This window comes from Streptomyces bohaiensis (assembly GCF_012033785.1).
GTDB lineage: Bacteria > Actinomycetota > Actinomycetes > Streptomycetales > Streptomycetaceae > Streptomyces > Streptomyces bohaiensis.
In genome coordinates, this window is sequence record NZ_JAAVJC010000137.1 from 1 (window position 1) to 12,765 (window position 12,765).

At 74.4% G+C, this 12,765-nt stretch carries 9 protein-coding genes; 7 read left to right on the forward strand and 2 right to left on the reverse strand.

Annotated features, from left to right (window positions below):
- Positions 1 to 41: 41 nt before the first annotated feature.
- Positions 42 to 1,487 carry an endo-1,4-beta-xylanase gene (locus HCN52_RS15400; protein WP_168089017.1) on the reverse strand — a complete coding sequence of 482 codons (1,446 nt, stop codon included), beginning with the start codon at positions 1,485 to 1,487 and terminating at the stop codon, positions 42 to 44.
- A gap of 312 nt (positions 1,488 to 1,799) precedes the next feature.
- On the opposite strand from HCN52_RS15400, the gene HCN52_RS15405 reads away from it, so the two are divergent.
- The 7 genes from HCN52_RS15405 to HCN52_RS15435 all read left to right on the forward strand — a co-directional run bounded on the left by HCN52_RS15405 (position 1,800) and on the right by HCN52_RS15435 (position 9,822).
- On the forward strand, positions 1,800 to 2,846 hold the full coding sequence (locus HCN52_RS15405; protein ID WP_312876715.1) for a LacI family DNA-binding transcriptional regulator: 1,047 nt from the start codon (positions 1,800 to 1,802) through the stop codon (positions 2,844 to 2,846).
- Between the two features lie 333 nt (positions 2,847 to 3,179).
- Positions 3,180 to 4,484, forward strand: coding sequence for an ABC transporter substrate-binding protein (locus tag HCN52_RS15410; protein ID WP_168089018.1), 1,305 nt, complete (start codon positions 3,180 to 3,182; stop codon positions 4,482 to 4,484).
- A 72-nt stretch (positions 4,485 to 4,556) separates the two neighbouring features.
- Positions 4,557 to 5,456, forward strand: a complete 900-nt coding sequence (locus HCN52_RS15415; RefSeq protein ID WP_168089023.1) for a carbohydrate ABC transporter permease — start codon at positions 4,557 to 4,559, stop codon at positions 5,454 to 5,456.
- Complete coding sequence (locus HCN52_RS15420; protein ID WP_168089019.1) at positions 5,453 to 6,322, forward strand: carbohydrate ABC transporter permease; 870 nt, start codon at positions 5,453 to 5,455, stop codon at positions 6,320 to 6,322. The genes HCN52_RS15415 and HCN52_RS15420 overlap by 4 nt, the downstream gene beginning before the upstream one ends.
- A 37-nt stretch (positions 6,323 to 6,359) precedes the next feature.
- On the forward strand, positions 6,360 to 8,783 hold the full coding sequence (locus tag HCN52_RS15425; RefSeq protein WP_168089020.1) for a glycoside hydrolase family 3 N-terminal domain-containing protein: 2,424 nt from the start codon (positions 6,360 to 6,362) through the stop codon (positions 8,781 to 8,783).
- Between the two features lie 138 nt (positions 8,784 to 8,921).
- Positions 8,922 to 9,437, forward strand: coding sequence for a GNAT family N-acetyltransferase (locus HCN52_RS15430; protein ID WP_168089021.1), 516 nt, complete (start codon positions 8,922 to 8,924; stop codon positions 9,435 to 9,437).
- Positions 9,438 to 9,486: 49 nt separating this feature from the next.
- Entirely contained in the window at positions 9,487 to 9,822 is a 336-nt protein-coding gene (locus HCN52_RS15435; protein WP_168089024.1) for an RNHCP domain-containing protein, read from the forward strand.
- Positions 9,823 to 9,895: 73 nt separating this feature from the next.
- On the opposite strand, the gene ppdK is transcribed toward HCN52_RS15435, so the two are convergent.
- Complete coding sequence (ppdK, locus tag HCN52_RS15440) at positions 9,896 to 12,550, reverse strand: pyruvate, phosphate dikinase (RefSeq protein WP_168089025.1); 2,655 nt, start codon at positions 12,548 to 12,550, stop codon at positions 9,896 to 9,898.
- Between the last annotated feature and the right edge of the window lie 215 nt (positions 12,551 to 12,765).

Sequence of the window (12,765 nt, forward strand, 5' to 3'; positions counted from 1 at the left end):
CCGCCGGCCCGCGGGGGTGGTGCGGGCCGGCGGTCCGAAGGTCAGCTCCGGGCGCACTCCGCGCCGTTGAGCGCCACGGCCGGCGTCGCGTGGGCGCCGGTGTCGGCCTGGAAGCCGAAGCTGACCGTGCCGCCCGCCGGGACGACCCGGTTGTGGTCGACGTGGGAGGCGGTCACGGCGCCGCCGGCGGCGGCGAAGACGGCGTTCCAGCCGTTGGTGACGCGGGCGCCGGCCGGCAGGGCGAACCGAGCCTGCCAACCGTCGAGCGCGGTCGCGGTGGTGACGGAGACCTCGACGACGGACCCGCCGCTCCAGGAGTTCACGACGCGGTAGGCGGCGGTGCAGCTTGCCGGTGCGCCGGGATCGGTCGGGTCCGGGTCGGTCGGATCGGGGCCGGGCGCGCCGCCGAACGCGTCGAGCACCGCCCAGTAGGCGGGCTTGGGCCGGTAGGCGTCGTCGTACAGGTTGGCCGCGCCCTCGCCCGGGAAGACGTCGGGAATCCAGGAGTCCCGGTCGCTGATGCCCCAGACCGTCACGCCCGAGCAGCGACTCACCGCCAGGCAGTCGCCGACGACCTGCCGGTACTGGTCGGCCTGCCGGTCGAGCCGCGCGGGGTCCGCGGGGGTGTTCATCCGGATGTCCAGCTCGGTGACGGCGACCTCCAGCCCCAGGTCGGCGAAGCGCTGGAGGTTGGCCCGGTAGCTCGAAGGCATCTGGCCGAGGATCATGTGCGACTGGAACCCCACGCCGTGGACGGGGACCCCCTCGGCCAGCAGCGAGGAGACGAGCCGGTACATGCCGTCGCTCTTGGCGTTGATCCCGTCGGTGTTGTAGTCGTTGATGAAGAGCTTCGCCTCGGGGTCCGCGGCGTGCGCGGCACGGAACGCGTCCGCGATGTACCGGTCGCCGAAGGCGCGGTAGAAGACGGAGTCGCGGAACGTGCCGTCCTCGTTGAACACCTCGTTGAGGACGTCCCAGCGGTCGATGCTGCCCGCGTACCGGCCCGCGACCGTCGCGATGTGGTCGTCGACGATCTGCCGGAGCTCGGCGGGGGCGAACCCGCCGTTCTCCACCCAGCCGGGGAGTTGGCTGTGCCAGACCAGGGTGTGCCCGTACACCTGCTGGTCGTGGGCGGCGGCGAACTCCACCAGGCGGTCGGCTCCGGCCCAGTTGTACTGGCCCCGGTTCGGTTCCAGCGACCCCCACTTCATGGCGTTCTCGGCGGTGACGGAGCTGAACTCGCCACCGGCGATGGCGGTGTAGGCGGGATCACCGAGCAGGGCGTCGTTGAGCGCGGTGCCGATGAACCGTCCCTGCGAGGCCGCGGCCTCCCGGAGGGTGTCCGCCTGGGCGGGGTCGGTCACCGTGAGGGTGTCGGGCGGACTTCCGGCGTGCGGGGCCGTGGCAGTGGCCGTGCCGTGGACGGCGAGGCCGGTGAGGAGGGTGCCGGCGGCGATGGCGACGGCGGCTCTGCGTGCCAGGCGCATGGCGTGTCCCCTTTCGTCTCCGCGGGCGGGCGTGCGCCCGCGGCTCGTGGTTCGTGTGGGGTGCGGTGCGGCGGTGCGGCGGTGCGGCGGTGCGGCGGTGCGGCGGTGCGGCGGTGCGGCGGTGCGGCGGTGCGGAACGGGCCCCGGACCACCCGGTGCTGCCTCTTTCGTCTAGAGGGCGCTCTGGTGTCCGTCAAGCCTTCCGGAATAGAGTTGAAAGACTTCCGGAGTTCCAGGGCTACTCTTCCGGCCACCGGCCGGACCGGGGGAGAATGCGATCACCGAAGCGATCGGCGGACGGGCGGGAGAGGCGTGACCAGCGACATCGACGCGACCGGCAACGGGGGCCGCGACGGCAGCCGGGTGACCATCACCGCCATCGCACGAGAGGCGGGTGTCTCGGTTCCCACCGTCTCCCGGGTCGTCAACGGCCGCTCCGACGTGGCCCCGCAGACCCGGGCCCGGGTGGAGGAACTGCTGCGGCGCCACGGCTACCGGCGCCGCACCGGCAGCGGCGGTGACCGGGCCGCCCTGCTCGACCTGGTCTTCAACGACCTCGACAGCCCCTGGGCGGTGGAGATCATCCGCGGCGTGGAGGAGGTCGCCCACGAGGCGGGTGTCGGCGTGGTCGTCTCCGCCATCCACGACCGCGCCGGCCCGGCCCGCCAGTGGATGCGGAACCTCCGCGCCCGCACCTCGGACGGCGTGATCCTGGTGACCTCCGTCCTGGAGCCGCTGCTGCACGACGAGTTGCACCGGCTCGGCGTGCCGATCGTCGCGGTCGACCCGGCCGGCTCCCCCACGCTGGACGCCCCGACGATCGGCGCCACCAACTGGGCGGGTGGACTGGCCGCCACCGAGCACCTGCTCGGGCTCGGGCACCGCCGCATCGGCTTCATCGCCGGTCCGCCCCGGCTGCTGTGCAGCCGGGCCCGGATGGACGGGCACCGGGCGGCGCTGGCCGCCGCCGGGGTGCCGGTGACCGAGGAGCTGACCGTCCCCGGGGACTTCTACCACGCGGCCGGCTTCGCCGGCTGCAACCGCCTCCTGGAGCTGCCGGAACGGCCGACGGCCGTCTTCGCCTCCAGCGACCAGATGGCGCTGGGTGCGATCGAGGCGCTGCGCCAGCGCGGGTTGCGCGTGCCGCAGGACATGAGCGTCGTGGGCTTCGACGACCTCCCGGAGATGCGGTGGGCGTCCCCGCCGCTGACGACGGTGCGCCAACCGCTCGCCGAGATGGGGAAGATGGCGGCCCGCACCGTCCTGGGCCAGGCCCGGGGCGAGGCCCCCGACTCGCCCCGGCTGGAGCTGGCCACCGAACTGGTGGTCCGCGCCAGCACCGCGCCGCCCGCCGACTGACCCGCTGACCGCCGCCCCACCTTCCGCACCCCACCCGCTTCCGCACCCCACCCGCTTCCGCCCCGCACCCGCCGGCCACCGCAGGCCGCCACCCCGCCCCCTCCCGCCGCCGCGCCGCAGGGGGCCTCGGCATGCCCGTGGGACCGTGCTCCGGGGGTCGCCGGACCGCCGCGGCGCCCGGCCGCCGAAATTCGCGCACCCGCCCCACCAGCGGCGACCCGACCCGCCGTCAGATGGCTCGTCCCGACCCGTTGACGGCCCCGTCGCCCGGCCCTACGTTTCTTCCGCACCAGCACCGAGAATTATCGGCGAACTTCCGGAAGGTGCCCTGCGATGCCATTCGACCTCCACCCGCGGCTGCGAACCCCGGCGGCCACGCTCGCCGGCGCCGTCCTGCTGGCCGGCACCCTCGCCGCCTGCGGCAGCGGCGGCCCCTCCCGAGCACAGACCCTGGAGGTGTGGACCTACCAGGACGCCTCGACGCACATCCAGGCCGAGGCCGTGGAACGCTTCAACGAGACCTCCGACGTCCAGCTCGAACTGGTCGAGATACCGGGCGCCAACTACCAGGAGCGGATGCGCACCGCGATGGGCACGCCCAACGCGCCCGACATCTTCTTCAACTGGGGCAGCGGCTCCATCAGCGACTTCGTCCAGCAGGACATGCTGGTCGACCTCACCGACACCCTCGCCGAGACGGAGGAGCTGCGGGACGCCTTCGTCCCCACGGTCCTCGCCGCGGCGGAGGTCGACGGCGGCGTCTACGGGGTGCCGATGCGCGGCGTGCAGCCCGTGATCCTCTTCTACAACACGGAGCTGTTCGAGCAGGTCGGCGCCGAACCCCCCACCACCTGGGAGGAGATGACGGAGCTGATCGAGGTCTTCCAGGAGGAGGACATCACCCCGGTGGCGCTCGGCGGCGCCGACGCCTGGACCTCGCTGATGTGGCTGGAGTACCTGCTGGACCGGATCGGCGGACCGGAGGTGTGGCAGCGGATCGAGACCGGCGAGGCGGAGGCGTGGGGCGACCCGGCCGTCGAGGCCGCCGCGCAGACGGCGCTGGACCTGATCGACGACGGGGCCTTCGGCTCGACCTTCCTCTCCAACGCCTACACCAACGACGGCGTCTCGACCTACTTCGCCCAGGGCAGGGCGGCCATGCACCTCATGGGCAGCTGGGAGTACGGCAGCCAGCTGGCGAACGCCGAGGAGTTCGCCCGGGAGCGGCTGGGGTACAGCACCTTCCCGGTGTTCAGCGACGGAGCGGGCGACGCGTCCGCCATCGTCGGCAACCCCAACAACTACTGGTCGGTCAACTCCGAGCTGGAGGGCGAACGCCTAGACGCCGCGCTGGAGTTCCTGAAGCACACCACGGACGACGACTACCTCTCGGCCTTGGTCACCAACGGGGACATCCCCGGCACCGCCGGCGTGGACGACCGGCTCGACGACCACCCGGACCCGGAGTTCGCCCGCTTCCAGTACGACCTCATCACCGAGGCCTCGGCGTTCACCCAGTCCTGGGACCAGGCACTTCCCAACCGGGCCGCGACGGAGATGATGAACGCCGTCGACGACCTGTTCAGCGGCGGCCTCACCGCACAGGAGTTCGCCGACACCCTGCGGGGCGTCTCCTAAGTGTCCGCCCCGCCCCCGATACCCGCCTCCGCCCGGCGGGCCGAGTCCCCGCACCCGTCGTCGCCCGCCCCCGTGGCCGGGCGGCGGCGGGCGCGGGACACCGGCCGCCCCGGCGTGCTGTGGGCCGTCCCCGGCCTGCTGTTCTTCGGCCTCTTCGCCGCGGCCCCCATGGTCCTCGTCGCCTGGCTCTCCTTCACCAGCTGGGACGGCCTCTCCGCGCCGGCCTGGAGCGGAACGGAGAACTGGTCCCGCCTCTGGTCGGACCCGGCCATGCACCGGGCGCTGCGGCTGAGCCTGCTGCTCACCCTGCTGAGCTGGGCGTTCCAGACCCCGGTGGCGCTGCTGCTCGGCGTCTGGTCCGCCGGCCACCAGCGCTCCCGCGCCGTGCTGTCCGCGGTGTTCTTCCTGCCGCTGCTCGCCTCCTCCGTGGCGCTGGCCCTGGTGTGGCGGTCGATCCTCGACCCCAACTTCGGCCTCGCAGCGGACGTGGCGCGATGGCTGGAGCTGGGCGACGCCAACGTGCTGGGCTCGCAACGCGGCGCGCTGCTCGCCGTCGCGTTCGTCGCCGCCTGGCAGTTCATCCCGTTCCACGCCCTGCTCTACCAGGGCGGCGCCCGGCAGATCCCCCGGTCGCTGTACGACGCCGCCTCGATCGACGGCGCCGGCACCGTCCGGCAGTTCTTCGCCGTCACCCTTCCGCAGCTGCGGAACACGGCGGTGACCTCCTCGGTGCTGATGGTGGTGGGGTCGCTCACCTACTTCGAGACGGTACTGATCCTGACCGGCGGCGGGCCCGGGTCCGCCACGACGATCGTGCCCTACCTGATGTACGAGACGGGTTTCCGTGCCTTCGACCTCGGCTACGCCAGCGCCGTCGCCACCTCCCTGGTGGTCGTCGCAACCGGCGTTTCGCTGCTGATGGTTCGCCTCACCGGCTTCGGCCGCATGCGATCGACCCGGGAGGGGATGTGAAGACTGTGCCCCCCGCCACGGCCCCACCGCCGAGCCGGCACCGGCCGCTGTGGCGACGCGCCAACATCCCGGCCGGTGCCGGTGCCGCGCTCTGGCTGGCGATCGTCCTCATCCCGCTCTACATCCTGGTGTCGGCGACGCTCCGGACCCGGGAGGACTACCTCGAACGCGGCGCGCTCGCGCTGCCCACCGCGCCCTCGGTGGAGAGCTACCGCAGGGTGCTGGCGGGCGACTTCCTGACCTACCTGTTCAACACGGTGGTGGTGACGGCCGCCTGCGCCGCGCTGGTCGTGGTGCTGGCGGTGACGGTCGCCTACTCGGTGGTGCGGACCCGCAACGCGGCCTCCCGCCGGGTGTTCCAGCTCTTCCTGCTGGGACTGGCCATCCCCTCCCAGGCCGTCATCATCCCCGTCTACCTGATCATCACCGAGCTGAACTTCTACGACACCCTGGCCGCGGTGATCCTCCCGACGGCGGCGTTCGCGCTGCCCGTCGGGGTGCTGATCCTGGTCGGCACCATGCGGGACATCGACGAGGAGACGTACGAGTCGATGGCCCTGGACGGCGCAGGCCCCCTGCGGACCCTGCTGAACCTGACGGTCCCCATGTCCCGCGCGGGCATCGCCACCGTCGGCGTCTTCTCCGCACTCCAGGCGTGGAACGGGTTCCTCTTCCCGTTCCTCCTCACCCAGTCCCGGGACACCCGGGTCCTCACCCTCGGACTGTACGACTACGTGGGCGAGTTCCGGGTCGACGTACCCGCGCTCCTCGCCGCCGTCGTGCTGTCCGTCGTCCCCATCTTCGCCGCCTACCTCCTGGCCCGGCGCCAACTGGTGAACGGGCTGATGGGGGTCGGCGGACGATGACCCGCGGTCAGTGACACACGGACCTCGAAGGAGCCACATGACCGACCCCTGGCAGGACACCTCCCTCCCCGCCGCCGAACGCGCGGCCGACCTCCTGGAGCGCATGACGCTCCAGGAGCGGATCGGACAGCTCGTCTCGATCTGGCCCGGTTCCGCCACCGGCGCCGACGGGCAGGAGGTGGCGCCGTCCCAGCGCCAACTGGCGCAGGACATCGACGACCAGGGCCTGCTCCGCCACGGACTGGGCCAGCTCACCCGCCCGTTCGGGACCCAGCCCGTCAAGGCGGACGAGGGCGCCGCGGCGCTGCGCGACGCGCAGCGCCGCATCCGGGAGGCCAACCGCTTCGCCGTCCCGGCCATGGCCCACGAGGAGTGCCTCACCGGCTTCACCGCCTGGGGCGCCACCATCCTGCCGACCCCGCTCGCGTGGGGCGCCGCGTTCGACCCGGAGCTGGTCGAGGAGGCCGCCTCCCTGGTGGGCGCCTCGCTGCGCTCGGTCGGCATCCACCAGGGGCTGGCCCCCGTGCTGGACGTGACCCGCGACGCGCGGTGGGGCCGGACCGAGGAGACCATCGGCGAGGACCCCTACCTGGTGGGGACCATCGGCGCCGCCTACGTGCGGGGGCTGGAGTCGGCGGGCATCGTCGCCACGCTCAAGCACTTCGCCGGGTACTCGGGGTCGCGCGGCGCCCGCAACCACGCGCCGGTGGCGGTCGGCCCCCGCGAACTGGCGGAGGTCTACCTCCCGCCGTTCGAGACCGCGCTGCGCGAGGGCGGCGCCCGCTCGGTGATGCACGCCTACAACGACCTGGACGGGGTGCCGGCCGCCGCCCACCACGGCCTGCTGACGCAACTGCTCCGCGAGGAGTGGGGGTTCACCGGCACGGTGGTGGCGGACTACTTCGGGATCTCGTTCCTGGAGCTGTCCCACGGCGTGGCCGACTCCCCCGGCCGGGCCGGGGCCCTGGCGCTCGCCGCCGGGGTGGACGTCGAACTCCCCGCGGTGCGCTGCTACGGCGACGCGCTCGCGGAACTGGTGGACTCCGGCGAGGTCGCCGGGGAGCTGGTGGACCGCGCGGCGCTGAGGGTGCTGACGCAGAAGGCGGAACTGGGGCTGCTCGACCCCGACTGGTCCCCGGAGCCGCCCGTGCTGCGGCAGGACGCCTCGGCGCCCGCCACGGTCGACCTCGACCCGCCCGAGCTGCGCGACGTCGCCCGCCGCCTCGCCGAGGAGTCGGTGGTGCTGCTGGCCTCCCGCGACGAGGTCCTCCCGCTGGGCCGGCACCGGCAGATCGCCGTCCTCGGCCCGCTGGCGGACGACCCGGCGGCGATGCTCGGCTGCTACACCTTCCCCCGGCACGTCGGCACCGAGCACCCGGGGCTCCCGCTCGGCGTCGAGGTGCCGACGCTGCTCCAGGCGCTCTGCCGCGAGCTGCCCGGCAGCCGTTTCGTGCACTCCACCGCGGTCGCCGCGGCGGGTGGCGGACCGATCTCCGACGCGCCCAGCGACTCGGTGGACTCCCCCACCACCTCGGTCGACCTGCCCGGCGCCGACGCCCGGCCCGGTGCCGGGACCGAGGCGGTCTTCGCCACCGTCTCCGGCTCCGACCTCGCCCTGGTGGTGGTGGGTGACCGGTCGGGGCTCTTCGGCCGCGGCACCTCCGGCGAGGGCTGCGACGTCGCGGAGCTCGAACTCCCCGACGGGCAGGGCGAGATCATCGACGCGGCGCTCGCCGCGACGGAGGGGCCCGGCATCCCGGTGGTGCTGATCGTGCTCGGCGGCCGCCCCTACGCCCTGGGGCGGTGGGCCGACCGGCTCGCCGCCGTGGTGCAGGCGTTCTTCCCGGGCCAGGAGGGCGGCGCCGCGGTCGCCGGAGTGCTCTCCGGACGGGTCAACCCCTCCGGACGGCTCCCGGTGGGCGTACCGCGCCACCGCGGCGGGCAGCCGCAGAGCTACCTCGCCGCGCCGCTCGCCCAGGCCGGCGGCGCCACCTCGCTGGACCCGACGCCGCTGTACCCCTTCGGCCACGGCCTGTCCTACACCACGTTCGCGTGGGAGGACGCCGCCCTGTCGGCGCAGGAGACCGCGACCGACACGGCGGTCGAGGCCCGGGTACGCGTCCGCAACACCGGCGATCGGGAGGGCACCGAGGTGGTGCAGCTGTACCTCCACGACCCGGTGGCCCGCACGGTGCGCCCGGTGATCCGCCTCGTCGGCTACGCCCGGGTGCCGCTCGCGGCCGGGGAGAGCGCCGAGGTCCGGTTCCGGTTCCACCCGGACCTGGCGTCCTACCCGCTGGGAGCGACCGAACGGATCGTCGAACCCGGCGCACTGGAACTGCGGCTGGCCGCCTCCAGCACGGATGTGCGGCACACCCTCCCGCTGCGCCTCACCGGCGAGGAGCGCCGTGTCGGGTACGAGCGCACGCTGCTCTGCCCGGTCGAGGTCAGCGGCGGGTGACCCGCCGCGGTCGGTGGGGCGGCGCCGCGGTGCCGCCCCACCGGCCGCGCCGGACCGGGGGCCGCGCTCCGCCCCCGGACCTGCGACACGCCGTGAAACCCCGTTGTCGGCAGGGGGTGTGCGACGCAGAATGTCCCGATGCTCATCCGACGCGAGATCCCCTCCGACATCCCGTCCGTCCAGCACGTGACGACGGCGGCGTTCACCTCGCCGGAGAATCCCGAGCCCGTCGAGACCACCCTGCTGGCCCGGCTGCGTGACGACCGCGGCTGGATCCCCGAACTGTCCCTGGTGGCCGTCACCGACGGCGGGCAGGTCAGCGGACACGTGGTCTGCACCCGCGGCACCGTCGACGGCGCACCGGCCGTCGGACTGGGCCCGCTGAGCGTCCACCCCGCCCACCAGCGGCGCGGCATCGGCCAGGCGCTGGTCCACGCGGTGCTCGGCGCGGCCGAGGCGCGCGGCGAGCCGCTGGTGGCGCTGCTCGGCAGCCCGCGCTACTACGGCCGGTTCGGCTTCCGGGCCGCCACCGAGTACCGGATCAGCCCGCCGGAACCGGCGTGGGGCGACTACTTCCAGGTGCGGCCGCTGGCCACCTGGACGCCGCGGCTGCGCGGCGGGTTCCGGTACGCTGCGCCCTTCGACCGCATCTGACCGGCCGGGCCGCGCCCGGGGCCGGCCCCACCGGACGGGAGCATCCGCCATCGACCGCCGAGCCGCCCAGAACCAGGGCTTCACCTGCGAGAACTGCGCGCGTCCGGTGACGCCGCTGCGGAACGGCAGCTACCGCAACCACTGCCCCCACTGCCTGTGGTCCAAGCACGTGGACGAGCACCCCGGGGACCGCGCCAGCGAGTGCCGGGGGCTGATGCGGCCCGAGCGGGTCGACCAGCCGCGCGGCAAGGGCCTGGCAGTGGTACACCGCTGCACCTCCTGCGGTTTCACCCGCCCCAACCGCATCGCCGACGACTACGGCCAAGGCGACAGCATCGACGCGGTCAGCGCCCTCATGGCCCGCCAGACCCGCCACCTGCGCTGAGCTCGGCGTCCACCCCGGGCGGGACCCTCCCCGCCCGGCCCCCTCCCGACGCGTCCGCCGCGTCCGGCCGCCGTCAGCGGCCGCCGACGGCGGCCCGCCCGGCCTCCAGCCGTGCCACCGGAACCCGGAACGGCGAGCAGGAGACGTAGTCCAGGCCGGCCTCGTGGAAGAACCGCACCGACGCCGGGTCGCCGCCGTGCTCGCCGCACACCCCGAGCCCGAGGTCCGGGGAGGTGGCGCGGCCGGTGCGGGCCGCGGTCCGCACCAGGGTGCCCACGCCCGCGGGATCGATCGTCTCGAACGGCGAGGCGGGCAGAACGCCGCGTTCCAGGTAGCCGCCGAAGAAGCTGCCCTCCACATCGTCCCGGGAGAACCCCCAGACGGTCTGTGTCAGGTCGTTGGTGCCGAAGGAGAAGAAGTCGGCGGCGCCCGCGATCTCCCCGGCGGTCAGCGCCGCACGGGGCAGCTCGATCATGGTGCCGACCGGCACCGTCGGGACCGGGCCGCGGTGCGCCGCGACGTCGGCGACGACCCGCTCCGCCTCCTCCCGGACGATCTCCAGCTCCCGCACGGTGGCCACCAGCGGCACCATGATCTCCGGCCGGGGGTCGCCCCCGGCGGCGCGGAGGTCCGCGGCGGCCTCCGCGACCGCGCGGACCTGCATCGCGAACAGCCCGGGCACCACCAGCCCGAGCCGCACCCCGCGCAGGCCCAGCATCGGGTTCTGCTCGTGGAGTCGCCGGACCGCCCGCAGCAGCCGGGCGTCGTCCCCCTCCCCGTCCCCGCCCAGCGCCACCCGCACGGAGAGTTCGGTGAGGTCGGGCAGGAACTCGTGCAGCGGCGGGTCCAGCAGCCGCACCGTGACCGGGCGGCCGTCCACGGCCGTCAGCAGGTCGGTGACATCGGCGCGCTGCAACGGCAGCAGCTCGGCCAGCACCTCCTCCCGCTCCCGGTCGGTCCCCGCCAGGACCAGCCGCTCCACCAGGCGGCGCCGCTCACCGAGGAACATGTGCTCGGTGCGGCACAGCCCGACGCCCTCGGCGCCGAACCGCGCGGCGCGGCGGGCGTCGCCGCCGGTGTCGGCGTTGGCCCGCACGCCCAGCACCCGGCGGCGGTCCGCGTGCCGCAGCAGCCGGTCGACGGCGCGCACCAGGGCGCCGTCACCCGCCGGCCCCGTGCCGCCGGTGTCCCCGTCCCGAACCACGCCGCCGTTCTCGAAGTACTCGACCACCGTGGACGGCACCACCGGCACCTCCCCGAGGTGGACGGATCCGTCCGTGCCGTCCACCGAGATCACGTCGCCCTCCTCCACGACGGCGCCGCCGGGCAGCACCGCCCGGCGCGCAGCCTCGTCGACCGCGACCGTGTCGGCACCGCAGACACAGGTGCGCCCCATGCCGCGGGCCACGACCGCGGCGTGGGAGGTCTTGCCGCCGCGGGAGGTGAGGACGCCCTCGGCGGCGAGCATGCCGTCCAGGTCGTCCGGGTTGGTCTCCTGCCGCACCAGGACGACGCGTTCGCCGCGCGCGGCCCGCGCCGCGGCCCGCGCGGAGTCGAAGACCGCCGCTCCCACGGCCGCGCCCGGCGAGGCCGGGATTCCGCGTGCCGCCGGCTCACCGCGGTGGGCCGGGTCGAAGTGCGGGAACATCAGCTGCGCCAGCTGCGCGCCGTCGACCCGTCGCAGCGCCTCGTCGTCGTCGATGACGCCCCGCTCGGCGAACTCCGCAGCGATCCGGAAGGCGGCCGCGGCGGTCCGTTTGCCGACCCGGGTCTGGAGCATCCAGAGCGTCCCGCGCTCGATGGTGAACTCGATGTCGCAGAGGTCGAGGTAGTGCTGCTCCAGGGTCGCCATGATCCCGGTGAGCCGGCGGTGGGAGTCGGGGTCGATCCGTTCCAGCTCCGCCAGCGGCACCGTGTTGCGGTAGCCGGCGACGACGTCCTCGCCCTGCGCGTTGCGGAGGTAGTCCCCGTAGACGCCGGGCCGTCCGGTGGCCGGGTCCCGGGTGAAGGCGACCCCGGTGCCGGAGTCGGGGCCCAGGTTGCCGAAGACCATGGCGCACACCGACACGGCGGTCCCCAGGTCGTCGGGGATGTGCTCCTGCCGCCGGTAGCGCCGGGCCCGGTCGGTGTTCCAGGAGTCGAAGACGGCGTCCACCGCGAGGGCGAGCTGCTCCCGGGGGTCCTGCGGGAACTCCCGTCCGCCGCGGTCGCGGGTGACGCGCTTGAACTCCTCCACCAGCGCCCGCAGCCGGTCGGCGGGCAGGTCGGCGTCGGTGTCGACGCCCTCCTCACGGCGCGCGGCGGCCAGCGCGGCGTCGAAGTGGGAGCCGTCGATCCCGAGGACGGTGCGGCCGAACATCTGGATGAGGCGGCGGTAGGAGTCCCAGGCGAAGCGGTCGTCGCCCGCCTGGCCTGCGAGGGCGCGCACCGAGGTGTCGGAGAGGCCGACGTCGAGCACGGTCTCCATCATCCCCGGCATGGAGACGCGAGCACCGGAGCGCACCGACACCAGCAGTGGGTCCTCGCCGCGGCCGAGCCGGCGGCCCATCCGCCGCTCCAGCGCGGCGAGGTGGTCCGCGATCTCCTCGCGGAGGGTCTCCGGTTCCCGTCCGGTGCGCAGGTAGGAGCGGCACGCCTCGGTGGTGATGGTGAACCCCGGCGGCACGGGCAGCCCGAGCCGGGTCATCTCCGCCAGGTTGGCGCCCTTCCCCCCGAGCAGGTCCGCCATCCAGCGGTCGCCTTCGGCGAAGTCGTAGACGTAGCGGGGGCGGCGCTCCGGGCGCCCCGACCCGCCGGCGGGGTCGGCGGCGCCGGGCGCGGTGGGCGGCACGGAGGTCTCGGTGTGCGGCACGGTCGGCTCCTCCCGGGCGGCCGCCGCGTCGCGGTCGCGGGCCGGGCCCCGGTGGTCCACCGGGAGGCCGGGCGACGGCCGCTGCCCGAAGG